Source organism: Nitratireductor aquimarinus, assembly GCF_017255295.1.
Classification (GTDB): domain Bacteria; phylum Pseudomonadota; class Alphaproteobacteria; order Rhizobiales; family Rhizobiaceae; genus Nitratireductor; species Nitratireductor aquimarinus.
In genome coordinates this window covers 48,992-70,311 of record NZ_JAFKDE010000005.1, presented here as the reverse complement: position 1 = coordinate 70,311, position 21,320 = coordinate 48,992, and the positions used below count along the sequence as shown (strand labels likewise).

The following is a 21,320-nucleotide window of genomic DNA, read 5'->3' as shown; positions in this document are numbered from 1 at the left end:
GAACGACCGTTCATATATTGGTGAATGGCGGTGGGCGAGGCAAGGGACCCGGGGCGATAGCCACAGGATTCCGGCAGTGCATCGGTTTCAGGCAGGCTGGAGAAAGCGGTGATGGATCTTATGGGTTTGTGGCGGCAGGGCGCAGGGGTGGCGGGGCATGGCTGACGCAGTTGTGGTGGGGAATGTGCGGTCGCGCGCCCGTTTCGAAGGGCTCGACCTTGCGCGCTTTCTGGCCTTTGTCGGCATGGTGATCGTGAATTTCACGATTGTGATGGGGGCCGAGACTGGGGTTGGGGCTGAGGCCGGTGTTGAAGGCGGTGGCGGGCTTCTGGCCGGAATGACGCTGCTGCTGGAAGGGCGGGCGGCGGCGACCTTCGTGGTGCTCGCCGGGCTGGGACTGGGGCTCGCCGCATCGCGGGGCATGGAGCGCACGGTTTCCGACACGATCAGGCGGGCGCTGTTTCTGCTGGTCGTCGGCCTCTTGAACAGCCTCATCTTCGATGCGGACATTCTGCATTACTACGCGTTCTACTTCCTGTTCGGCGTCTTCCTTCTTCCATTGCGCACATGGACGCTGGTCTGGGTGATCGTGGCGCTCAACATCGCCTTTGTGGGGATGAACTTTGTGCTGGATTACGATACCGGGCGCGACTGGGTGGATTACAGCTATGCCGATTTCTGGACGCCGGCGGGCTTTGTACGAAACCTCTTCTTCAATGGCTGGCATCCGGTCATTCCGTGGCTTGGTTTTCTGCTGTTCGGCGTGATCCTGAGCCGGCTTGATCTTGGCGAAAGGCGCGTCCGCAATGCGCTTGCGCTGGGCGGGCTGGCGGCGTTTCTTCTGGCGGAAGTGCTGGCGGCGCGGCTTCAGCCGCTTCTGGGCGCAATCGACCCGGAGCTTGCCTATCTGGTCGCAACGGGGCCGGTGCCGCCCATGCCGCTCTACACGCTGGCGGGGATGGGCGTGGCGTCCCTGGTCATCGGGCTTTGCCTCTCGCTGGCCGAGCGGCCGGCAATGGCTCCGGTGATGCGGGCGGTGGTGCCTGCGGGTCGGCAGACGCTGACGCTCTACATCGCGCATATCGTGGTGGGCATGGGTGTGCTGGAGGCGCTTGGCATGCTGGGCGGGCAGACGCCGGGGGCGGCGGTTCTGGCGGCGCTGATCTTCTGCGCGGCCTCGGCGGTGTTCGCCTTTGTCTGGTCGCGCGCCTTCAAACGCGGGCCGGTGGAGACGCTGATGCGGTGGGTTGCCGGATAGGCTGAGACCGGGCGTTCGGTTTTCTTGAGGGCGGCCCTCTGAACAATCAATTGGATTGAGCGGGCCGGAAATGAGCAGTGTCGCCGCGTTGTATTTTCACGAGGCGCGTTCATTTCATGTCGGAGCAGACTTTATCGCGGGCGAGCGGGCGATCACCCGCAGCGGCGCAGCCGGGTGGGGGACCCGCGCGGAATACGCTGAAATCAATCGGCATCGCGGTTGCGGCAGGCGCTGTGGGACTGCTGGCCGCTTCTTCCCTGCCGGTTCCGATGGCGCTTGCGGCGGCGCTCGCCGTCTTCTGCATCGGCATGTGGGCGACGGCGGCTGCGCCGGAATACTGGACCGCGCTTGTGTTCTTTCTGGTGGCGGTGCTGTCGGGCGTCGCGCCGCCCCGGACGGTGTTTTCCGGGTTTTATTCATCGACCTTCTGGCTGCTGTTCGGCGGGATCATTCTGGGCGCTTCGATCCGTTACACGGGGCTTGGCGCGCGCATGGCGGCGGCGCTCTCGGGCATGCTTGGAACGCGCTATTCCACGGTGATCATGGGGGTGACGGCGTTCAGCCTGGCGCTGGCCTTCGTGATGCCGTCTTCCATTGGCCGGATCGTGCTGCTTCTGCCCATCGTCATCGGGCTTGCCGATCACATGGGCTATGGCGCGGGCGCGAACGGGCGCACGGGGATGATTGCGGCTGCGGCCTTCGGCACGTTTCTGCCGGCCTTCACGATCCTGCCTGCAAACGCGCCGAACATGATCATGGCCGGCATGGCGGAAACGCTTTATGGCGCGCGCTTTTCCTATTGGGGCTATCTGCTGGCGCATTTTCCCGTGCTTGGCCTGCTCAAGACCGGGGTGCTGGTGGTGCTGATCCTGAAGATGTTTCCCGATGGCGATCCGCAACGCCAGCCGGCGGCGCATGACCGGGCGACGGCCATGACGCCTGCGGAAAAGCGGCTTGCGCTGGTTTTGGCGCTGTGCCTCGCGCTGTGGCTGACGGATGCGCTTCATCAGATATCGCCGGGCTGGATTGCGCTGGCGGCGGCGCTTTATTGCCTGTGGCCTGCTTCAGGGCTGACATCGAAAAAGTGCATCAATGAAGAGGTGAATTACGCATCGCTCTTCTTCGTTGCCGGCATTCTGGGACTTGGCGCGGTGATCTCGTCCACCGGGCTTGGCGAGGCGGTGGTGGCGGGGCTGAGCGGGCATGCGGATTTCTCGGTCGACCGGCCGGTCTGGAATGTGGTGATGCTCACCGGCATCTCGACGGTGGTGGCGATGATCACCAATCTGCCGGGCGTTCCCGCTGTCATGACGCCGATGGCGGAGAAACTGGCCGTGCTGACGGGACTGCCGCTGACAACGGTTCTGATGACGCAGGTTCTCGCCTTCTCCAATGTGTTCCTGCCCTATCAGGCGCCGCCGCTTGTCATGGCGATGCAGCTGGGCAATCTGCCGGTGGGGGGCGTCGCGCGCCTGTGTCTTGCCCTGTTCGTCATCGGCCTTGTCGTGCTCCTGCCGCTTGATCTTGTGTGGTGGCATGTGCTCGGGCTGGTATAGGAATGAATGCAGACCAATCTGGTGCGGGGCGCGGTGATGGACATCCAGCAGCTGAGAACATTTGTCGCCGTTGCGCGCGAGGGGAGCATCACGCGCGCCTCGGAGCGGGTTCATCTCAGCCAGCCCGCCGTCAGCGCTCACATCAAGGCGATGGAGGATACGCTGGGGCTTGCGCTGTTCGAGCGGACCCCGCGCGGCATGGATCTGACGCGCGACGGCGAACGCCTGCTGGAAAGGGCCGAGCAGACGCTGGCCGCGCATCGTGCGCTTCTCGAGGAGGCGGCGCGGATCAAGAGCACCCTGACCGGACGTCTGCGGCTTGGCATGGGGTGCAATTCCGGCACGGAAGCGCTTGGCCATCTGATGACGGGGTTTGCCGAGCGCTATCCGCAGGTGGATGTGGTGCTGCGGCACGGCACATCGCGCTCGATTGCCGAGGGCGTTCGCAATGGCAGCCTCGATGCCGGGTTCTACAATGAGACGGGTGAGCCGGAAGAAGATCTGAGCGTTGTCGAGATTTCGCGGTTCGCCATCTATCTTGCGGGCCCGCCGGGAATGGCGGTGGCGAAAGACAGTCCCGACTGGCGCAGGCTGGCGGATTTTCCGTGGATCTGCCCGGCCCCGGACACATGTTGCGGCGAGGCGGCGGAAGCGCTCTTTTGCCGGCACAATTTTCGCCCCGAGCGCATCATCAGCGTTGACCGGGAGCAGGTCACGCGGACGCTGATCGCCGGCGGGGTGGGGGTCGGGCTCCTGCATGCGGACGCCGCGCGCGAGGCCGAGGCGGCTGGCGAGGTGGAGCTGATCTGCGAGGCTCTGGCTGCGACGCGGCTTCTTTTCGCCTGCCTCGGGGAGCGCGTGGACGACCCGCTTCTGCGCGCGGCCAATGCCATCGTCACCGCCGCGCTCTGACGACAGGGTGCGTCAGAGCTGCATGCTGCCAACGCTTGCGCCGCCGCACACATAGAGCGTCTGCCCGGTGACGAAGCTTGCCTTCGGATCGGCGAAGAACATGAAGGCGTTGGTGACGTCTTCCACCGCGCCGAGCCGGCCAACGGGAATGCGCTTGGCAAGCTCTGCTTCCCGCTCGCTGCCCTTCGGGATGATGCCCCAGAAATTGTCGGTCTGGATCGGGCCGGGCGCCACCACATTGACGGTGATGCCGTGGGGGGCGAGCTCCAGCGCCCAGGTGCGCGCCATGCCCACCATACCGGCCTTGGATGCGCCATAGGCGGTGCGGGTCTGTGCGCCCAGTGCTGCGCGCGAACCATTGAAGAGAACACGGCCGAAGCGGCGTTCCTTCATGGCAGGCAGGAAGGCCTTCAAAAGCGTGAGGGCGGAACCCAGGTGAAGCTGGGCGAGGCCGGTGATGTCTTCGGCGCTGGCGTCTTCGATGAGGTTCGGCCAGATGAGGCCTGCATTCTGCACGAAATGGGTGACGTCGTGCCTGCCGGCGATCTCGGCTGCGGCTGCGCTGACGGCTGTGTCGTCCAGCAGGTCGGCTTCGACCGAGCTCAGACGTTCATGCGAGAACTCCGGCGCGCGGCGCGCAACCGAGACGACGCGGTAGCCCGCATCCAGCATGGTCCGGGCGAGGTCCGCGCCGATGCCCTTGTTGCCGCCGGTGATGACGGCTGTCAGCTCTTTGTCCATCGTGTCAGTTCCTGCCGGGCACGAGCGCCACCACGCGCAGCGGGCTGCCGGTGCCGTTCTTGATCTTGAGCGGGGTTGCGATCAGCATGGCCCCGGTGGGCGGCAGCCGGTCGAGATTGTTGAGGCATTGCAGCCCGTAGCGGCCTGCGCCGTGAAGATAAAAATGGGCCGGGTAGGGCGGCGTGTAGTGCGATCCCTGACCGGCATCGGTGCCGACCGTTTCTGTGCCGAAACCACGAATGCCGCGTTTCTCCACCAGAAGCCGAATCGCCGCCGGTGTGGGGCCGGGGGAATGTGCGCCGTCCTCGCGCATGTTGAGATAGGCCGCGCCGCGGCGCTTCGACCAGTCGGTGCGCATCAGAACCCAGCTCTCGGCGGGAATGCGGCCGTGCTCGGCCTCCCACGCCTCGATGATTTCCGGCGTGAGTTCGAAATCCTCATCGGCGGCAGCGCCGTCAGAACAGTCGATCACGCAGACCGGGCCGATAAAGCGCTCGGCGGCAATCTCGTCGACGCTGCCATTGGGCACGTCGCGGCCGGAGATCCAGTGCGAGGGCGCATCGAAATGGGTGCCGGTGTGCTCGCTGCAGGTGAAGTTGTGCCATTTCCACGCCGGGCCGCGATGGTCATAGGCGGACACTTCTTCCATGCGGAAGCGGGCGCACTGGCCGAACTCGGGCGGCAGCACGATGACCGGAAAATCCTGATCGAGCGTGTGGGTGAGGTCCACCACCTCGATGGCGCCGGTGGCGAGCGCCTCCGCGAGATTGCCCAGAAGGGCGGATGGGTCGGTTGCGTGGACGTTCATGCGCCGCCTCCGTCGGTTTCGCTCATCTCGCGCTCCAGCACTTTTGCGCCGGCGCGCCAGCGCTCGATCAGGTCCTTCGCCACATCGCCGACGAACACGTCTTCCAGCCCGTCTTTGAGGCCGGAGACGATGGCCCGGGCAAGTGCTGCGGGCGCGACCTTGGGTGGCGGCAGGGGCTGGTGCCAGGCGTCGTCCGTCGGGCCCGTATAGACGTTCATCACGCGCACGCCGCCGGGCCGCATCTCCGCGCGCAGGCACTGCGACAGCGAGTAGGCGGCGGCATTGGACGCGGAGAACGCGCCAAAGGCCGGCATGTTGGAATAAGCGTAGACCGACAGGATGTTGACCCAGGCGGCGGCGCTGTTGTCGCCGTCTGCGCCGCGCCCGCGCATGGCCGGGCCGAAGGACTGGGCAAGCCGCATCAGGCCGAGATAATTCACTTCCATCTCGTCGCGGGCGAACACGGTGTCTCCACGGTCCATGATGCCGCCGGGGCGCACGAAGCGAGCATTGTTGACGAGAATGTCCGTCTTGCCGCCGATCTCGCCGGCAAGCTCGGCGACCGACGCGGTGTCGGTGACGTCGAGCGGCACGATCTGGACATTGGGGATCGCTTCGAGCGCGGTGCGGTGCGGATAGGGCCGCCAGCCTTCGGGCTCGCCGATGAAGATGATCGACGCGCCGGCCTTCGCGAAGGCCTCGGCCAGCGCCGGTGTGCTTTCGCTGCGTGCGTCGGTGATGAGCACGCGGCGGAATTTCGGATCGGCGGTGATTTCGCGCAGTTGCGGATCGTCTTCCATGTTGGGCGTCCCTTCGGGAGGCAGGGCGTAGAGAACGCCCTGGCCCGACTTGTCGAGCCGGTTGATGATGCGCACCCGGCCGCCGCGTGGCGCGTCGCCATGGACATGGCACATGACGGAGGGGCCGGCGTCGAGCCGGACGGTGCCGACACGCCATGGGGTGCGTTCGCGGAAATAGGTGTTGGTGCTGGTGCGCACGGTCGTTTCGGCGATGAGTTCGCCCGCCGGGTCGATGTCGCGCCATGGCAGGTCGGTCGACAGGCAGGTGGAGCAGGCGTCGCGCGGCGGGTATTGCAGCGCGCCGCATTCGCCGCAGACCTGCAGCATGAAGCGCCCCTCGGCGGCAGCCGCCGTGAGCCCCAGCGCCGCGCGGCTCCTGAGGCCCGAAGGCAGTGTCTGTGTGCGGGTGCGCTTCTGCGGGTCTTTCTTCGGCGGTGGCAGGATGGCGTCGGTCATGTGCCCGCTCCCGAAATGATGGCGGCGCTGGAGCAGACGCCACGGTCGTAATTGATCATGCCGAAGCCCGAGACCATGGCAGTCGCCGCCCCTTTCACCTGTGTGGGGCCGGCGGTGCCGGTGACCTGGCGGATGGCCTCGACCATGCCGATGAAGCCGCCGGCGGCTCCTGCCTGTCCGGCTGAAAGCTGACCGCCCGACGTGTTGTGCGGAAAGTCGCCGGCAATGGTGAGATCGCGCTCGCGCACGAAGGCCGGGCCCTCGCCTTTCCCGCAGAACCCCAGATCCTCGAACTGCATCATGGAGATGACCGGGTAGTCGTCATAGGTCTGCAACAGGTCCATGTCGTCGGGCCTGGCGTCTGCCATGGCGTAAAGCTCGTCGATATCCATGGCCCAGCCGCCGCGCATCTGGATCGGGTTTTCGGGGAAGGCGTTGTGGCGTTCGATGCTGCCGCGAATATGTGCGTAAGGAAGGCCGGCGGCGCGGGCGTCCTCCTCACGCATCACGAGAAACGCTTCTGCGCCGCTGACGGGCATGACGCAATCGAACAGCGCGATGGGATCGGAGATCATGCGCGCGCCGAGATACTGATCCATGGTGAGCGGCTTCTTCATCACCGCATGCGGGTTCCGGAGCGCATTGTCGCGCTGGGCGACGCAGATGCGGCCGAAATCCTCGCGGATCGCGCCATACGCGCTCATATAGTGGTCGGTCAGGAGCGCGAAACAGGCATTCGGTCCGCCTGCTCCGTAAGGGTATGAGGCGTCCTGCGCGAAGCGGCTGAAGCTTGAGAGCATGCGCCGGAAACTGTCCACATGGTTGGTGTCGCCGGCAACGCAGGCGACGATGTCGGCGTCGCCCGCCTGCACCGCGCGGGCTGCACGCCTGAGCGCCACGACGCCGCTTGCCCCGCCCATGGGGATGTGGTCGAGCCAGCGCGGGGTGAGGCCGAGATGCTGGGTCAGGCCCACCGCCGTATCGGGAAAGAGCGTGAAGCTTGCCACCGAGAAGCCGTCGACATCGCGGGGGCTGAGGCCGGCGCTTTGAAGCGACTGGCGCAGCGCGCGGGCGATCCACCAATGCGCCGTTTCCTTGGAGAAACGCTGATAGGGCGCGGTGGCGGGCGCGGCGAGCACCACGCCCTCATAGCCCATCCGCCTTGAGGTGCGGCCCGCCATCAGGCCGCGCGCCTTTTCTTCATGGAGCGTGTGTCGACCGTTCCAGGATCGGTGAGAAGCCGGGCGACCAGTGTTTTCAGTTCGCCGCGCTGGATCTTCTGCGTCGAGGTCAGGGGCAGGGCGTCGACAAAGGCGATGTAGCCGGGAACCTTGTAATAGGCCACGCGATCCAGACACCATTCGGCGATCTCGCGGGCGCGGGCCTCATCGCGCGCGCCGCTCTCGACCACGAGACAGGCGAAGACCTCGTCGCCGCGCAGTTCGTCAGGTGCTGCGGCAACCGCTGCCGCCTTGATGTCGGGATGCTGCATGAGGAAGGATTCCACTTCCACGGCGGCGATGTTCTCGCCGGAACGGCGGATCACGTTCTTCTTGCGGTCGACGAAGAAGAAATCGCCATCGGCATCGCGCATGACGATGTCGCCGGTGTGGAACCAGCCGCCTTCCCACGCTTCGGCGGTGGCCTCTGGGTTGGCGTAATATTCGGAGAAGAAGCCGAAACGCGAATCCTCGCCCGCATGGCGCACCAGAAGTTCGCCGGGCGCGCCGGGGGCTGCCTCGCTGCCATCGTCTGCGACCACGCGGGCCTCGATGTCCGGGCCGGGCTGGCCGAGGCAGTTTGTGCCGCGCTTGCGGGGCTCGTGATTGGCGACGATGACCGCGCCGGCCCCCGTCTCCGTCATCGCCCAGCCCTCGATCAGGGGAATGCCGAAGCGCTCCTCGAACGGGCCGTGCAGCTTGGGATCGATGCCCGCGCCGAAACCGAAGCGCACATTGTGCGCCCTGTCCTGTTCCGTGGGTTCGGCCTTCATCAGAATGGACGGCATGACGCCCAGATAATGCAGGCAGGTGGCGCGGCTGTCACGCACGCTCTGCCACCAGCTGCGCGGGTGAAAACGGTCGAGCGCGATGAGGCAGCCGCCGACCGTGACCATCGCCATCAGCGAATAGGCCATGGCGTTCATGTGGAAGATCGGCAGCGGCGTGATCATGCGCTCGCAATCTTCGTTCATGGCGCAGAGCCCGCCCGACTTCGCGTACCAGCGGCCCGAATGCAGGAAATAGAGGTTCGACAGGACGCAGCCCTTGGGCTTGCCCGTGGTGCCGGAGGTGTAGAGCATCGCCGCTTCGCGGGTGAGCGATGCGCCCTGCGGCGTCTCCATGCCGGCAAAGCGTGGATCGAGCGGCGGGGTGTCCGCCTCGGGCGTGACGACCGGAAAGCCGACGCCGGAGGCGGCAGCCGCCTGTTCGAGATCCGCCACGCGGCTCGCGATGGCCACGGCCAGAACCGGGCGCGCGTGCCCGGCCATGTATTCCAGTTCAGCCGATTGCAGGTCGGGATTGACCGGCACGACCGAGAGCCCGAGCGCATTGAGGGCGAACCAGTGCAGGAAGAAGCCCGGCCGGTTTTCCATCAGGAGCATGACGCGCATGCCGGCGCGATAGCCCCCGGCAGCATAGGCGTTCCTCAACCGCTCGATCCCGGCGAGGGCTGCGCCATAGGAGAGTTCGCCGGCGGGAATGTCGTAGACCGTGGCCGTTTCCTCCAGCACGTGCAGGAACGGGCGGTCCGGCCAGCGCCCGGCGGTGTCGGCAAAGGCCGCGAACACGGTGTCGAACGGCGGGATCTGCGATTTCATCTGCTGCGCCTTTAAAGGAACATCTGGATATTGCCGAAGGCGGCGTCGGAATTGAGCAGATCGACGCGCTTGTGGGTGATCTTCAGCCTGCCGTCGATGAGCTTCAGCTCGTGGCGCGCGGTGGCGGCGAGCAGGATCTGGTCGTCGAGCCGCGTCTCCACATAGTGAAACGCGGTGTGGGTCGCGTATTCGCCTTTCTCCTCGTCCATGAGGTCGATGAAGGGGCGGTTCAGAACGTGGTGGCAGCGGGTCTTCGGCTTCTGCGAAAAGGTGCGCTCGCCCTTGAAGCGCTCGACGCGCAGCTTGCGCATGAAGGCGTCTTCATGCAGCAGCGAGGTAACGTGTTTCTCGTCCTGCTGATTGTAGTCGAGCGGCATCCAGTAGAAGCTGTCATGGGTCCACAGATCGAGCCACTCGTCGAACCGGCCATCGTCCAGCATGCGGGCTTCTTCATAGACGAAATCGATCAGGTCATCGCGGGTGGGGGCCTTCATCACGCGTCTCCTTCCATCGTCATCGTCATGTATTTTTCCCACGCGTGGAACTGGTTGCGCATCTGCCGTTCCGTGGTGCCGTTCTCGACGGCGATCTCGTCGAAATTCTCGCCTTCCTGATAAAGGCGCTGGACGTTGACCCATTCGAGGCCATCGGAGTGCAGGCCTTCCTGCGCGCGCTCATACATTTCCAGATCGTCATGGCCGACCATGGACGTGGGTGCGTTGATCATGCGGTTGTACATGGCGGTGCGCTCCAGAAGCATGTCGGGCGCGCCCACCAGCCGGTAAATGTAGCTTTCGACCAGGGTTTTGTCGGCGGCGATCGGGGTGAACAGCCGCAATTGCTGGATCGGCCCCTTGATCATGATGTTGGGGAAATAGACCGTGTTGTGCCGGTTCTCGCCGAGGATGGCCTTTGCGCGCTCCTCGCCATAGGCCTCGACCATCTGCTCGTAATAACCGGGGATGGCCGAATAGTCGGAGTGGATCGAGTGATGCACGCCGGTGTGGCCGTGGCCGTTCGGCCAGGTGCGGATGCCCATGTTCTCGAAGAACTCATAGGGGCTCATGAAGGGGGCGATCACTTCCATGGCCATGGGCTTTTGCGTGCCCTCGGGCTTGTCCATCTTCTCCCACAGATCGATGGCCGTGCCGGCGGAGCTTTCATGCGCGACCATGGGATGGCAGGTGTCGGTCTGGTTCTCGACCAGCATTTTCCAGTTGCAGCGATGCATGTAGCGCAGCGGCGGACCGGCCACTTCCAGACGGCCCTCGGGCGAGCGGTCGACCATGTTGTCGAAGGAACTCAGCGCCTCGCCGAAGAAGCTCTCGAAGTCCGGCCCTTCCGCATTGAGGCGGGCGAAGATGAAGCCGCGATAGTTTTTCACCGCGCCGACAGAGGCGAGGCCGTGCACGGATTCGCTCTCTTCGAGGCCGGTATCCTTGTAGCCTTTGCGCAGCGGGATCGCGAGCAGGCAGCCATTCGTCTTGAACGACCAGGCGTGATAGGGGCAGCGGAAGAACTTGCCGGTGTTGCCCGAACGGTCGATGGCGATCTTCGTGCCCTTGTGCGGGCAGCGATTGTGCAGGACGTAGATCTCGTTGTCGGAGTGGCGCACCATGATGACCGGCTTCGTGCCGATCTCGGTGGTGAAGTAGTCGCCCTTGTTGGGCGTCTGGCTTTCGTGGCCGACAAAGACCCAGGTGTTGGCGAAGAGATGTTTCATCTCCAGCTCGAACACTTCCTGATCGATGTAAACGTCGCGGTGGACTTCCGTTGGCCGGATCAGGTTGCTGATGGCTTGCGGGTTGTTCGCGTAACGGCTCATGGCTTGCTACTCCCTTGCTGGCCGCCGCCCTGCCTCCTACAGGTCGAGGACGAGCCGGTCGGATTTTGCGCGTGACACGCAGATCTGCATGACGTCGTTTGCTGCGCGTTCGTCATCGGTGAGGATGACGTCGCGGTGGTCGGGAATGCCGGACAGAACGCTGGTCTGGCAGATGCCGCAATCGCCGCGCTGGCAATCATAGATCAGGTCGACGCCTTCTTCCTCGAGCACCTCGATGATGGACTTGCCCGGCGGGATGGTGAAGACCTGTCCCGTGGAGCTGATCTCGACCTCGAAGGATTTGTCGCCCGCTTCGGCTTCATGGGCCTCGAAGAGTTCGAAGTGCACATGGTCTTTCGCGATGCCGCGGGCATGGGCGATTTCGCGCACTGCCTCGATCATGCCGCGCGGGCCGCACACATAGATGTGGCCTTCGGCCGGGGCCTTGCCGATCAACGCCTTCAGGTCGATGCAGGTCTCGGGCTCGTCGTCACAATGAATGGTGAGTGCGGTGGTCTCGATGGCCTCAAGCGCGTCGACGAAGGCCAGAAGCGTGCGCGACCGGCCGGCATAGTGAAACGAGAAGGGGCGGTCTTTCGCCTTGCGTTCGGCGGCCATGGAGATGAGCGGCGTGACGCCGATGCCGCCGGCGATGAGAAGCACCGGGGCTTCCGCGTCGACCAGCGCGAAGTCGTTGCGCGGGGCTGACGTTTCGATGATGTCGCCTGCTTTCAGCCCATGCATGAAGCGGGAGCCGCCCTTGCTGTCCTCTTCGAGGCGCACGCCGAGACGGTAATGATCGGGCGCGTCGGTGGCGCCGGGATCGGTGTCGGCGTTAACGAGCGAATAGTGCCGGTCGCTGCCATCGGGCAGGACGACGCGGATATGCGCACCGGCGGAAAAGCCGGGCAGGGCCGAGCCGTCCGCGGCCTCCAGTTCGAGTGTGCGGATGTTCGGGGTCAGCGCCTCGCTGGCGCGCACCCTGAGCTTCAGTTCGCTCATCGCCGATATCTCCTCCCTCTGCGGCGCCTCCATCAGCTCATCGGCAGGCGAGCTGTCATCCGCAGTGTCTGAATAATATGAATTCGCATATTTTTGCCTGTCAAGCTTCAAGCCTCAAAAAGTGAAATTTCATCTTTTTAAGCTTGAAGCGCGTTGAAACTTGTGGAAGCCTTCGTAGTTGGAGGAGGCCGTCACGGGAGGAAAACGATGACGCGCATTTTTAAAACGCTTGTATCTGCATCTATTTTCTCGGCTGCCATGAGCCTGAGCGCCATGGCGCAGGAGACGGTTCTGCGCATGTCCAACTGGCTGCCGCCGTCTCACCCCATCGTCAAGGACATGATGGTTCCCTGGGCGGAACAGCTGAAAGAGGCGAGTGACGGACGGATCGAAGTGCAGATCCTCGACGCGCCGCTCGGGCCGCCGCCGGCGCATTTCGATCTGGCTGCCAATGGCGCGGTGGACCTGACATTCGGCGTGCATGGTTATACGCCGGGCCGCTTCACCCTGACGGAAATCGCCGAAATGCCGTTCCTGGCCGATACGTCCGAGAGCCTCTCGGTTGCCTTCTGGCGGGTGTACGAAAGCGATCTGGCGCAGGCCGATGAGCATCGCGGCACCAAGGTGCTGGGCGTGTTCGGGCACGGGCCGGGGCTTCTGTTCACCAAGGGCAAGCCGGTTTCGCCGCTGTCGGACCTGTCGGGCGCGAAGATCCGCGTTGCGGGCAATATCACCAACAAGCTTGCCGAAGCGATGGACATGGTGTCGATCCAGGCCCCGTCGCCACAGTCTTATGAAATCCTGTCGGGCGGCATCGCCGACGGCATCTTCTTCCCCGTTGAATCCGTGCCCTTCTTCAAGCTGGAATCTCTGGTCGACAAGGCGCTGAGGGTTCCCGGTGGGCTTTACAATGTCTCGTTCTTCTTCGTGATGAACAAGGCGAAGTTCGACAGCCTGTCGGATGAAGACAAGGCGGCCATCGAGAAGGTTTCCGGCGAGGCGTTCTCGCGCATGGCCGGTCAGGCCTGGGACGCGGCCGACGCGGCGGGCATGGAGGTCATCCAGTCGACCGTCGAGTTCCATGACGCCACCGAGGACGAACTCACCGAACTGCGTGAGAAGACCGGGCCGATGTTCGACGAACTCGCCAAGGCCTATGAGGCCAAGGCGCTCGACTTCGACGTGGTGCTGGGCAAGCTCAAGGACGAAATCAAAGCGGTGGCGGCTGAATAATGGCCGCCCCCTCCGAGCGGATCGCAATGCGGGCTCGGCGGTGGTTACGACTTGCGACCGCCGTGCTCTGCGGAGCGTTTCTGGTTGCGCTGACACTGGTGACGGTGGCCGATGTGATTGGCCGCTATCTCCTCTCGTCGCCGCTTCCGGGCGCAGCCGAATACACCGAAATCCTGCTTATGGCGATTGTGTTCATGGGATTGCCGGCCGTGTGTCTGGATGACGGGCATATCAGCGTCGATCTGCTTACGGCGAGCCTCAAGGGCATGGCTGCGAAGGTGCAGCTCAACCTTGGTCGGCTTCTGGTTTCCGTGGTTCTGGGGCTCGTTTCCTGGCAGCTGTGGAAGCACGGAGCCCAGCTTGAAAGCTATAACGAGGTGACGGTCTACCTGCGTACGCCGCTCGGGCCGTTCGCCAAGGCGACGGCGGTGATTGCCGGCATCAGCGCCATCATCACCTTTGTCATGGCGGTGCTCAGACTGCCCAAAAGCGATGGCGGGGGCGTGTAATGGCCTGGCCAATCGGAATGGCGCTGCTTCTGGCGCTGATCTTTGCCGGCGTGCCCATCGCCTTCGCCATGACGGCCGTGGGGCTTGTCGGTGTCGTGTCCATCGTTGGCTGGCACCCGGCGCTGGCCATGCTCGGGCAGGTCTTCTTCGACAGCGGCCGCAGCTATACGCTTTCGGTCGTGCCGCTGTTCCTGCTGATGGGCAATCTCGTGGTGCAATCCGGCGTGGCCGGCGATCTTTATGCGGCGGCGAATGCCTGGCTGCGTCACCGCAAGGGCGGGCTCGCCATGGCCACCATCGTCGCCTGCGGCGGGTTTTCGTCGGTATGCGGCTCGTCGCTCGCCACCACGGCGACCATGGCGCGCATCTCGCTGCCGGCCATGCGCAAATATGGCTATTCCGACCGGCTGGCCGCTTCGTCCATTGCGGCGGGCGGAACGCTCGGCATTCTCATTCCACCATCGGTCATTCTCGTCATCTATGGCATCCTGACACAGCAGAACATCGGCAAGCTGTTTCTGGCCGGCCTTCTGCCGGGGCTGATCGGCGTTATCGGCTACATCATCGCCGTGCGCCTGTCGCTCGTCGTCTATCGCGAACATCTGGAGACGCAGCCCAAACTGCCGCTGATCGACCGTGTGCGGGCGCTGCGTGGCGTGGTCTGGGCGCTGGCGCTGTTCGTGTTCGTTCTGGGCGGCATTTATATGGGTGTCTTCACCGCCACCGAGGCGGCTGGCATGGGCGCGGGCGGTGCGTTCCTTCTGACCTTCATGCGCGGTCGGCTGACCCTGCGCGCCACGCTGTCCACGCTGTTCGACACGGCGAAGACGACGGCGGTGATGTTCTTCATTCTGTTCGGGGCGCTCTATTTCCTGAACTATGTGAATTTCTCCGGCCTGACGGGCGACCTGCGCACATGGATCAATGCGCTTGGTGCCGGCCCGTACCAGGTCATCTTCATGATCGTGCTGATCTATCTGGTGCTGGGCTGCCTGCTCGAGAGCATCTCGATGATCACGCTGACCGTGCCGATCCTGTTCCCGATCGTGACGGGCCTTGGCTTCGATCCGATCTGGTTCGGCATCTTCGTGGTGATCGCGACCGAGCTGAGCTTCATCACGCCGCCCATCGGCATGAATGTTTTCGTCATGCGCACGGTGGCCCCCGACATTCCGCTGGAGCGCATCTTCGCCGGCATCCTGCCTTTCGTGGCCATGGATGTGTTGCGGCTCGCGCTTCTGATCGCGCTGCCGGCGATGGCGCTTCTGATACCCAATTCCATGTGACCGGAAGAGATGATGGCGAAAGACGAAGACAGAATCGAGATCGACCGCAATGCCGGGTTTGTCGGCGACTACCTGCTCTATCTGCTCGCTGCCGCCAGCGATGCGGCCAGCACGGACTTTCATGCCCATGTGCGCGAGCAGGGGCTGCGCGTGCCGGAATGGCGCATCCTCGCCTGCCTGAGCGATGAGGACGGTCAGATGGTGACGCAGCTCGCCCAGCTTGCGCTGATGGAACAGTCGCATCTGACCAAGATCATCGATCACATGGCGTCGAAAGGACTGGTGAAACGCCGGAGTGACGAGCGCGACCGGCGTCGTGTGCGCGTGTTCCTTACTGCTGCAGGCCGCGCGCTTGGCGCACGCCTCGTTGATGAAGCGCAGGCGCATGAAGAAGAGATCATCGCGCGGCTGCGCCCCGGCGAAGCAGCGCTTCTGAAGAACGCCCTCAAGCATGTTCACGCGCTTTATCGCGCCGGCAGCGGCATCACGCCTGCGCCGGTTCGCGAGCCCGTGAAACTGGAGACGAGACCGACATGAGCGATCTGGAGAAAACCCCGAAACCCGACGAGCCGCGGCTCCTGCATGAAGCGGTGTGCCCGGAAGGCTGGCCGCAGCCGAAGGGCTACGCCAATGCCGTGATGACCGATGGCGGCATCATCTACACGGGCGGGCTGGTCGGCTGGGATCGCGAGGGCCGCTTCCCGGAAGGGTTCGTCGCCCAGGCGCACCAGACGTTTCGCAACATCCGCGACGTGCTCGAAGCGGCGGGCGCAGGGCCGGAACATCTGACGCGCCTCACCTGGTACGTGACGAGTGTCGAGGACTATCTGGCCGATCCGAAAGGGCTGGGGAGAGCCTATCGCGATGTGTTCGGCCGCTGTTTCCCGGCCATGGCCACGGTGGAGGTGACGCGTCTGGTGGAGCCGGAGGCGGTCGTGGAAATCGAGGCGACGGCGGTTTTGCCCCGGGGTTGAACCAATGTGAGTGACATAAATGCCCGTGACTGTGTGCGGGCAAGGAGGAGAGTGCAGACATGAAAGTAGCTGTTCTGGGTGGAGGCAACGGGTCATACGCGGCTGCGGCGGATTTCGCCGAGGCGGGCCATGAGGTTCGCTGGTGGCGGCGCGACCGGGCAAGTTTCGCCGATGTCGAGGAGGCAGGCGGCATCACCCTCACCGACCACGAGGGCAGTCGGAAGATCGCGGTCGTGCCGACCGACGATCTCGCTGCGGCGCTGAAAGGCGCGGAGCTGATCGTCGCGCCGACGCCGGCCTTCGCGCAGGAGGACATCGCCACCCGCCTCGCGCCGCATCTGGAAGACGGGCAGGTGATCTACCTGCCGCCGGGCACGTTCGGTTCCTATCTGATGATGAAGCGCATTCGTGAAGCGGGCTCGAAGGCCGACATCGCGATTGCCGAGACGGGCACGCTGCCATGGCTGACGCGCAAGCAGGGGCCGCTCGAAGTGCGCGTGACGACGCGGGCCTCGCGCCTGCCGACCGGCGTGCTGCCGGCGCGGCACACGGATCATGCGATCAAGGCCATTGCGGCGGTGTTCCCGGCCTCCATCGAGCCGGTGGAGGATGCGCTGTCGGGCGCGCTGATGAACGCCGGCCCGATCATTCACCCGCCGCTGATCCTCATGAATGCCGGTCCCATCGAGCATTTCGACCGCTGGGACATTCACAATGAGGGCACGCAGGCTTCCATCCGCCGCACCCACACCGCGCTCGACAATGAGCGCATGGCGATCCGCGAGGCGCTGGGCTATGGCGCGCCACACTTTCCGCTGGCCGATCACTACGAGACCAGCGACTGGATGTACGGCAATCTCGCGCATGACAAGCTGGTGGATTCCGGCGACTGGCATGAGAAGCTGGACCTGAAGTCGCACCGCTACATGCTGGAGGATGTGGGCATGGGCCTCGCCTTCATGGTGTCGGTGGGCGACTGGGCCGGCGTGCCCTGTCCGGTGGCGACCGGCCTCCTGGCGATTGCCGGCGCGGTGGCCGAGCGTGATTTCCGCGCCGAGGGCCGCACAATGGAGCAGATCGGTCTTGCCGGTGAAAGCCGCGAGGCGGTGCAGACCATGCTGCGTGAGGGCCTGTGATGACGGGCGAGGTGACCATCGCCTGCATCGGCGCCGGTCGCATGGGGCGGGGCATTGCGCAATGCGTCGCCTATGCCGGCCACGCGGTGCGGCTGATCGATGCGAAAGAGCGTGACGCCGACGCCTTTGCAAAACTGCGCGATGAGGCGCTGGACGAGATCCGCACGGCGCTGGCCTCCATCGCCGCGCTTGGCGCATTCAGGGTGGACGCCGTTCCACAGATCATGGACCGGGTGAGCATCGTGCCGCGCGGCGAGGCGGCGGCGGGTCTTGCCGGCGCGCGCATCGTGTTCGAGGGTGTGCCCGAGGTGACGGACGCCAAGCGCGATGCGTTTGCGCTGTTCGACGCCCATGCCGATGGCGACGCCATTCTGGCCTCGACCACCTCGACCATGCTGTCGACGGAGCTGGCGGGCTTCACCTCTGCGCCCGAGCGCTTTCTCAATGCGCACTGGCTGAACCCGGCCTTTCTGATGCCGCTGGTGGAACTCAGCCCGGCCGATGAGACGGATGCGGAAACCACCGCTTTCGTGCGCGCCTATCTTGAAGGCATCGGCAAGGTGCCGATCGTCTGCAAGGCTTCGCCCGGCTACATCGTGCCGCGCATTCAGGCGCTCGCCATGAATGAAGCGGCGCGGATCGTCGAGGAAGGCGTTGCGAGCGCCGAGGATGTCGACAAGGCGGTTACCTATGGGTTCGGCCTGCGCTTCGGCGTGCTGGGCCTTCTGGAATTCATCGACTGGGGCGGCGGCGACATTCTCTACTATGCGAGCCGCTATCTCGCCGGGGCTTTCGATGATGAGCGCTATGCGGCTCCCGGCATCATCAGTCGCAACATGGAGGAAGGGCGTATCGGCCTGAAGACGGGTTCCGGCTTCTTCGATTACGCCGATGTGGACGTCGACGCTTACCGCCAGCGCCGCATGGCGGCTTTCCTGAAGGCGCTCGACAATGCGGGGCTCGTGCGGCCACCCGTGCTTTAGGCCCGGTGCCTGAAACAGGGTGTGAAACCAGACCGGACGGAACAAGTCCGGAAAACCAGAGAGGACGATGACATGAACCAAGCAACGACCAGATCGATCGCCAGGACCATCAGACGCGGCCTTCTTGCAGCGGCGCTGACCAGCGTTGCCTTTGCCGGGCAGGCCAGTGCGGAAGAAACGCTGAAGGCGATTTCCGCCTTCCCGCAATCGCTTGCCTTCTCGCAGAGCTTCAAGGGCTTTGTCGATCTGGTGAACGAGCGCGGCAAGGGCGTCATCCAGATCAACTATGCGGGCGGGCCGGAGATGTTTCCGCCGAACCAGCAGGTAGACGCGGTGCGCCGTGGCGTGGTCGACATGCAGTATGGCCCGGCCTCCTATTATCTGGGCACCATGCCCGAGGCAGATGCCTGGGTGGCGTCCACCGTCACGGCCGCCGAGGCGCGCGAGAATGGCGGCTTCGGCATCATGCAGGAGGCGTTCACCAAGAAGCTGGGCGTGAACCTGCTGGCCCATCTCGACACCGGCGTCAAATTCTACATCTACACGATCAACGAGCCCAAGCGGACCGAGGATGGCGGCATCGATCTCGATGGCCAGCGCATCCGCTCGCAGCCGATCTACAACGCCTTCTTCGAGGCGCTGGGGGCCATTCCCGTCTCCGTGCCGGTGCCGGATGTCTATACCGGCCTTGAGCGCAGCACGTTCGATGGTTCGGGCTGGCCCATTGTCGGCATTCAGGATCTCTCCTGGGACAAGTTCCTGCGCTATCGCATCGATCCGGGTTTCTTCCAGACGGATCTCGCCGTGGTGGTGAACCCGGCCAAATGGGATGGCCTGAGCGATGAAGCAAAGAAGATCCTGAACGACGCCGCTGCCGAATATGAGCAGACGTCCTACGACAATTTCCAGAAGGTGATCGAGGAGACCGACAAGGCGGTTCGCGAGAACGGCATGGAGATCATCGAGCTGGAGGGCGATGCGCAGGCGACGTTCCTGGACCTTGCCTATGACAGCGCCTGGAAGCGCATGAAGGATTCCGGGTCGGAGTATTACGACGCACTGCGCGAAGCGTATTACGACCGCTGATCCCGTGCCGGCGGAAGCCTTGAGCTTCCCTTGACGGGCGATCCCGGAGAGGCGTTTCACATCGCTCCGGGGTTGCCCGCAGGGCATTCCCCCGCACCACTTTTGAAAAGCCGCGCGCCATGTTTCTGCTACGCATCTACAACTGGATCATCAACGGACTGGCTGTGCTGGGCGCAGCCAGTCTCGTTTTCATTTCTGCCGCCATCATTGTCGATGTCGTGCTGCGCAACACCGGTTTCCGGCCGTTCCAGTCGACCAGCGCCATCGTCGAATATGTGATGCTGTTCTCCACCATGGCGGCCGCGCCCTGGCTGGTGCGCAACAACGGGCATGTGGCGATCTCCTCCTTCGTGGGGGCGATGCCTGACGGCGCGCGCCTTCTGGCGGGGCGGGTCGTGCTGGTTCTCGCCATCCTGACGCTTGGCCTCCTGTGCTGGCGCTCGGCGGCGGTGGGGCTGGAAATGGTGCAGTCGCGCGCGGTCGACATGCGCTCCATCAACATTCCCTCCTGGGTTCTTTACGCCATGCTGTCCACGGGCTTCGGCCTGATGGCGCTGGAGTTCCTGCGCATGCTGCTTCGCGGCGAAACCTATACCGGCAGCGGGGGAGCACACTGATGGTCTGGTACGAATCCGCCCTCCTGATGATCGGGGGGCTCCTGTTCCTGATGTTCTTCGGTATGCCGGTGGCCATCGCGTTTCTGGCGATCAACATTGTCGGCGTCTACATCTTCATGGGCGGCATGATCGGCATCGACCAGCTTGTCGCCAATGCCTCCACATCCGTCACCAGTTTCGCACTGGTGCCGGTGCCGCTGTTTCTCATCATGGGCGAGCTTCTGTTCCACACGGGGCTTGCCATTCGCGTGTTCGATGCGCTCGACAAGTGTTTTGGCGGCATCAAGGGGCGGCTTTCCTATCTGACCGTGGGCGGCGGCACGATCTTCGCCACACTGTCGGGATCGTCCATGGCCAACACGGCGATGCTCGGCACGACGCTGATGCCCGACATGATCAAGCGCGGATACAAGCCGCACATGATCATGGGGCCGATCCTGGCGACCGGCGGTCTGGCCATGATCATTCCGCCATCCTCGCTGGCCGTGCTGCTTGGTTCGCTGGCGCGCATCGATGTGGGTGCGCTGCTGATCGCGGGGCTGGTGCCGGGGCTGCTTCTGGCGGCGCTGTTCATCGCCACGATCCGCATACAGATCGCGCTCGATCCGGATGCCGCCCCCGGCTATGCGGCGGAACGGGCAAGCCTTTCCGAGATCATGCGGGCGGTTCTGGTGGACGTCATGCCCATGGGCATCGTCGTGTTCGCGGTGGTCGGGCTGATCCTGCTCGGCTGGGCGACGCCGACCGAATCCGCAGCCTTCGGTGCGCTGTCCGTCGTCGTGCTGGCGGCGTGCTATCGCACGCTGAGTTGGCAGGCCGTGGTGCGCTCGCTGACCGGCACGCTCAAAGTGTCGGCCATGATGCTGATGATCATCGTCGGCTCGACCACCTTCTCGCAGATCCTCGCCTTCTCCGGCGCGTCTTCGGGCCTGATCTCGTTTGCCACCAGTTTCGAGCTCAACGCCTATGTGGTGCTTGCGGTCATGTTCCTCGTGCTTCTGCTTCTCGGCATGTTCATGGATCAGCTCTCGATCATGATGCTGACCCTGCCGATTTTCATGCCGCTGGTGGGGCTCTATGGGTTCGACCAGATCTGGTTCGGCGTGGTGATGCTTCTGGCGCTGGAACTCAGTCTTGCGACGCCGCCCTTCGGTCTCCTGCTCTTCGTCATGGTTGGCGTGAGCCCGAGGGGGACGACCATCGGGCAGGTGGCGCGGGCCGCGCTGCCCTACATCGCCTGCACGCTGCTTTTGGTCGTGCTGCTTGCGCTTTTCCCGCAGCTGGCCCTCTGGCTGCCGGGCCTCATCAGGAGCTGAC

The 21,320-nt window shown here is 64.3% G+C and carries 21 protein-coding genes; 13 read left to right on the top strand and 8 right to left on the bottom strand.

What is annotated here, in order from left to right; translation table 11 throughout:
- The first annotated feature begins 157 nt into the window (after positions 1–157).
- The 3 genes from JYP46_RS09535 to JYP46_RS09525 all read left to right on the top strand — a co-directional run bounded on the left by JYP46_RS09535 (position 158) and on the right by JYP46_RS09525 (position 3,726).
- Entirely contained in the window at positions 158–1,258 is a 1,101-nt protein-coding gene (locus JYP46_RS09535; RefSeq protein ID WP_206547981.1) for a DUF418 domain-containing protein, read from the top strand.
- A 116-nt stretch (positions 1,259–1,374) separates the two neighbouring features.
- On the top strand, positions 1,375–2,814 hold the full coding sequence (locus JYP46_RS09530) for an SLC13 family permease (protein ID WP_206547980.1): 1,440 nt from the start codon (positions 1,375–1,377) through the stop codon (positions 2,812–2,814).
- A 6-nt stretch (positions 2,815–2,820) separates the two neighbouring features.
- Entirely contained in the window at positions 2,821–3,726 is a 906-nt protein-coding gene (locus tag JYP46_RS09525; protein ID WP_236042155.1) for a LysR family transcriptional regulator, read from the top strand.
- A gap of 12 nt (positions 3,727–3,738) precedes the next feature.
- On the opposite strand, the gene JYP46_RS09520 is transcribed toward JYP46_RS09525, so the two are convergent.
- Genes JYP46_RS09520 through JYP46_RS09485 form a run of 8 tightly spaced genes read right to left on the bottom strand, consistent with a single transcriptional unit; the run spans position 3,739 to position 12,179 of the window.
- Complete coding sequence (locus tag JYP46_RS09520; RefSeq protein WP_113153410.1) at positions 3,739–4,467, bottom strand: SDR family NAD(P)-dependent oxidoreductase; 729 nt, start codon at positions 4,465–4,467, stop codon at positions 3,739–3,741.
- Between the two features lie 4 nt (positions 4,468–4,471).
- Positions 4,472–5,275, bottom strand: coding sequence for a cyclase family protein (locus JYP46_RS09515; protein ID WP_206547979.1), 804 nt, complete (start codon positions 5,273–5,275; stop codon positions 4,472–4,474).
- Complete coding sequence (locus tag JYP46_RS09510; protein WP_206547978.1) at positions 5,272–6,531, bottom strand: SDR family NAD(P)-dependent oxidoreductase; 1,260 nt, start codon at positions 6,529–6,531, stop codon at positions 5,272–5,274. Before JYP46_RS09510 ends, JYP46_RS09515 begins: the two co-directional genes overlap by 4 nt.
- A complete protein-coding gene (locus tag JYP46_RS09505) occupies positions 6,528–7,712 on the bottom strand; it encodes a thiolase family protein (RefSeq protein WP_206547977.1) in 1,185 nt (394 codons plus the stop codon). The genes JYP46_RS09510 and JYP46_RS09505 overlap by 4 nt, the downstream gene beginning before the upstream one ends.
- On the bottom strand, positions 7,712–9,352 hold the full coding sequence (locus JYP46_RS09500; RefSeq protein WP_206547976.1) for an AMP-binding protein: 1,641 nt from the start codon (positions 9,350–9,352) through the stop codon (positions 7,712–7,714). Before JYP46_RS09500 ends, JYP46_RS09505 begins: the two co-directional genes overlap by 1 nt.
- Before the next feature lie 11 nt (positions 9,353–9,363).
- The gene (locus JYP46_RS09495; RefSeq protein ID WP_206545725.1) at positions 9,364–9,846 is read right to left on the bottom strand and encodes an aromatic-ring-hydroxylating dioxygenase subunit beta; all 483 of its coding nucleotides are present in this window, start codon (positions 9,844–9,846) and stop codon (positions 9,364–9,366) included.
- A complete protein-coding gene (locus tag JYP46_RS09490) occupies positions 9,846–11,177 on the bottom strand; it encodes an aromatic ring-hydroxylating dioxygenase subunit alpha (RefSeq protein WP_206547975.1) in 1,332 nt (443 codons plus the stop codon). The genes JYP46_RS09495 and JYP46_RS09490 overlap by 1 nt, the downstream gene beginning before the upstream one ends.
- 36 nt (positions 11,178–11,213) lie before the next feature.
- Positions 11,214–12,179 carry a PDR/VanB family oxidoreductase gene (locus JYP46_RS09485; protein WP_206545726.1) on the bottom strand — a complete coding sequence of 322 codons (966 nt, stop codon included), beginning with the start codon at positions 12,177–12,179 and terminating at the stop codon, positions 11,214–11,216.
- Between the two features lie 207 nt (positions 12,180–12,386).
- Here JYP46_RS09485 and JYP46_RS09480 point away from each other — a divergent pair, with 207 nt between their 5' ends.
- The 10 genes from JYP46_RS09480 (at position 12,387) to JYP46_RS09435 (ending at position 21,319) form a co-directional block, all read left to right on the top strand.
- Positions 12,387–13,412 (top strand): TRAP transporter substrate-binding protein, encoded by a 1,026-nt coding sequence (locus JYP46_RS09480; RefSeq protein WP_206545727.1) that lies wholly within the window; start codon positions 12,387–12,389, stop codon positions 13,410–13,412.
- 26 nt (positions 13,413–13,438) lie between these two features.
- Positions 13,439–13,921, top strand: coding sequence for a TRAP transporter small permease (locus JYP46_RS09475; protein ID WP_222474034.1), 483 nt, complete (start codon positions 13,439–13,441; stop codon positions 13,919–13,921).
- Positions 13,921–15,207: a TRAP transporter large permease gene (locus tag JYP46_RS09470; protein WP_113153401.1), complete on the top strand. Its 1,287-nt coding sequence runs from the start codon at positions 13,921–13,923 to the stop codon at positions 15,205–15,207. The genes JYP46_RS09475 and JYP46_RS09470 overlap by 1 nt, the downstream gene beginning before the upstream one ends.
- 12 nt (positions 15,208–15,219) lie before the next feature.
- Positions 15,220–15,744, top strand: coding sequence for a MarR family winged helix-turn-helix transcriptional regulator (locus JYP46_RS09465; RefSeq protein WP_222474053.1), 525 nt, complete (start codon positions 15,220–15,222; stop codon positions 15,742–15,744).
- Complete coding sequence (locus JYP46_RS09460; protein ID WP_206547974.1) at positions 15,741–16,181, top strand: RidA family protein; 441 nt, start codon at positions 15,741–15,743, stop codon at positions 16,179–16,181. The genes JYP46_RS09465 and JYP46_RS09460 overlap by 4 nt, the downstream gene beginning before the upstream one ends.
- A gap of 59 nt (positions 16,182–16,240) precedes the next feature.
- A complete protein-coding gene (locus JYP46_RS09455; RefSeq protein ID WP_206545731.1) occupies positions 16,241–17,317 on the top strand; it encodes an NAD/NADP-dependent octopine/nopaline dehydrogenase family protein in 1,077 nt (358 codons plus the stop codon).
- Entirely contained in the window at positions 17,317–18,300 is a 984-nt protein-coding gene (locus JYP46_RS09450) for a 3-hydroxybutyryl-CoA dehydrogenase (RefSeq protein WP_113153397.1), read from the top strand. Before JYP46_RS09455 ends, JYP46_RS09450 begins: the two co-directional genes overlap by 1 nt.
- Positions 18,301–18,372: 72 nt before the next feature.
- Positions 18,373–19,386 carry a TRAP transporter substrate-binding protein DctP gene (gene dctP, locus JYP46_RS09445; RefSeq protein WP_206547973.1) on the top strand — a complete coding sequence of 338 codons (1,014 nt, stop codon included), beginning with the start codon at positions 18,373–18,375 and terminating at the stop codon, positions 19,384–19,386.
- Between the two features lie 119 nt (positions 19,387–19,505).
- Positions 19,506–20,003: a TRAP transporter small permease gene (locus JYP46_RS09440; RefSeq protein ID WP_206547972.1), complete on the top strand. Its 498-nt coding sequence runs from the start codon at positions 19,506–19,508 to the stop codon at positions 20,001–20,003.
- Positions 20,003–21,319, top strand: coding sequence for a TRAP transporter large permease (locus JYP46_RS09435; RefSeq protein ID WP_113153394.1), 1,317 nt, complete (start codon positions 20,003–20,005; stop codon positions 21,317–21,319). The genes JYP46_RS09440 and JYP46_RS09435 overlap by 1 nt, the downstream gene beginning before the upstream one ends.
- Position 21,320: the final 1 nt, after the last annotated feature.

Coding starts and splice junctions, on each gene's coding strand:
- JYP46_RS09520 (WP_113153410.1), bottom strand. CDS start 4,467: ATGGACAAAGAGCTGACAGCCGTCATCACCGGCGGCAACAAGGGCATC.
- JYP46_RS09470 (WP_113153401.1), top strand. CDS start 13,921: ATGGCCTGGCCAATCGGAATGGCGCTGCTTCTGGCGCTGATCTTTGCC.
- JYP46_RS09465 (WP_222474053.1), top strand. CDS start 15,220: ATGGCGAAAGACGAAGACAGAATCGAGATCGACCGCAATGCCGGGTTT.
- JYP46_RS09490 (WP_206547975.1), bottom strand. CDS start 11,177: ATGAGCCGTTACGCGAACAACCCGCAAGCCATCAGCAACCTGATCCGG.
- JYP46_RS09535 (WP_206547981.1), top strand. CDS start 158: ATGGCTGACGCAGTTGTGGTGGGGAATGTGCGGTCGCGCGCCCGTTTC.
- JYP46_RS09455 (WP_206545731.1), top strand. CDS start 16,241: ATGAAAGTAGCTGTTCTGGGTGGAGGCAACGGGTCATACGCGGCTGCG.
- JYP46_RS09485 (WP_206545726.1), bottom strand. CDS start 12,179: ATGAGCGAACTGAAGCTCAGGGTGCGCGCCAGCGAGGCGCTGACCCCG.
- JYP46_RS09450 (WP_113153397.1), top strand. CDS start 17,317: ATGACGGGCGAGGTGACCATCGCCTGCATCGGCGCCGGTCGCATGGGG.
- JYP46_RS09460 (WP_206547974.1), top strand. CDS start 15,741: ATGAGCGATCTGGAGAAAACCCCGAAACCCGACGAGCCGCGGCTCCTG.
- JYP46_RS09435 (WP_113153394.1), top strand. CDS start 20,003: ATGGTCTGGTACGAATCCGCCCTCCTGATGATCGGGGGGCTCCTGTTC.
- JYP46_RS09495 (WP_206545725.1), bottom strand. CDS start 9,846: ATGAAGGCCCCCACCCGCGATGACCTGATCGATTTCGTCTATGAAGAA.
- JYP46_RS09515 (WP_206547979.1), bottom strand. CDS start 5,275: ATGAACGTCCACGCAACCGACCCATCCGCCCTTCTGGGCAATCTCGCG.
- JYP46_RS09525 (WP_236042155.1), top strand. CDS start 2,821: ATGCAGACCAATCTGGTGCGGGGCGCGGTGATGGACATCCAGCAGCTG.
- JYP46_RS09475 (WP_222474034.1), top strand. CDS start 13,439: ATGCGGGCTCGGCGGTGGTTACGACTTGCGACCGCCGTGCTCTGCGGA.
- JYP46_RS09505 (WP_206547977.1), bottom strand. CDS start 7,712: ATGGCGGGCCGCACCTCAAGGCGGATGGGCTATGAGGGCGTGGTGCTC.
- dctP (WP_206547973.1), top strand. CDS start 18,373: ATGAACCAAGCAACGACCAGATCGATCGCCAGGACCATCAGACGCGGC.
- JYP46_RS09530 (WP_206547980.1), top strand. CDS start 1,375: ATGTCGGAGCAGACTTTATCGCGGGCGAGCGGGCGATCACCCGCAGCG.
- JYP46_RS09480 (WP_206545727.1), top strand. CDS start 12,387: ATGACGCGCATTTTTAAAACGCTTGTATCTGCATCTATTTTCTCGGCT.
- JYP46_RS09440 (WP_206547972.1), top strand. CDS start 19,506: ATGTTTCTGCTACGCATCTACAACTGGATCATCAACGGACTGGCTGTG.
- JYP46_RS09500 (WP_206547976.1), bottom strand. CDS start 9,352: ATGAAATCGCAGATCCCGCCGTTCGACACCGTGTTCGCGGCCTTTGCC.
- JYP46_RS09510 (WP_206547978.1), bottom strand. CDS start 6,531: ATGACCGACGCCATCCTGCCACCGCCGAAGAAAGACCCGCAGAAGCGC.